The organism is Novosphingobium malaysiense, assembly GCF_000802225.1.
GTDB classification, from domain to species: Bacteria; Pseudomonadota; Alphaproteobacteria; order Sphingomonadales; family Sphingomonadaceae; genus Novosphingobium; species Novosphingobium malaysiense.
The window spans coordinates 1-817 of the sequence record NZ_JTDI01000027.1; the positions used below are offsets into that span (position 1 = coordinate 1).

The 817-nt window shown below is 62.8% G+C and carries 2 protein-coding genes; both read left to right on the forward strand.

The window, feature by feature from the left end:
- The coding region (locus tag LK12_RS25030) for a hypothetical protein (protein ID WP_039290691.1) at nt 1-261 on the forward strand (261 nt) is incomplete at its 5' end.
- Nucleotides 258-817: AMP-binding protein (locus LK12_RS23335; protein WP_039290694.1), on the forward strand; the 560-nt coding region annotated here is incomplete at its 3' end. The genes LK12_RS25030 and LK12_RS23335, both read left to right, overlap by 4 nt.

Consider the following 817-nt stretch of genomic DNA (forward strand, 5'->3'; position numbering starts at 1 on the left):
GTACAGGCCGTTTCAAACTCACCCGATGCGCCCGACCGCCATGAGCTGGCGGATGCCTGGTCGCAGGCGACCGGCCGCGATCACCTGGACCTGCCGTGGTTCATGGTCTTCTCGGCGTGGCGTCTTGCGGCGATCGTCGAGGGCGCATGGAAGCTGCATGTCGAAGGCGTGGTATCCAGCGAATATGCACGCGGCCTCGAGCAGGACGTGCCCAATCTGCTGGAGGAAGCCGCGGCCCTGATCGAGGGCCCCTGCCGATGACCGATGCAACGATGATGGATTTCCCGCTGACGACGCAGATGATCCTGCGCCGGGGAGCGCAGCTGTTCCCGCAAAGCATGGTCTCGACTTTCGACGGCGATGCCTTGCAGTCACGCACTTTCCGTGAAATCGCGGAACGTGCCGCACGGTTGGCAAACGCGCTGCTCACACTGGGCATCCAGCCCGGTGAGCGCGTCGGCACATTGTGTTGGAACAGCAATGCCCATCTCGAAGCCTATCTTGCGGTGCCGGCCACAGGGCGTGTCCTGCATACGCTGAATCCGCGCCTCTTTCCCGATCAGATCGCCTGGATCGCTAACCATGCCGATGACAGGGCCATCCTCGTCGATAGCGATCTGCTCGAACTCCTCTGCTCGTTTGCCGCCGACATCAAGAGTCTGAGGCACGTCATTGTCATCGATGGCGACGGAAGGAGCGCACTTGCCGGCACCGGCATCGCGGTCCACTCGCTCGACGATCTCCTGACAGAATCCCCACCGCTCGAAGCGTGGCCCGAGCTCGATGAACGCTCGCCCGCCGTGATGTGCTATACCTC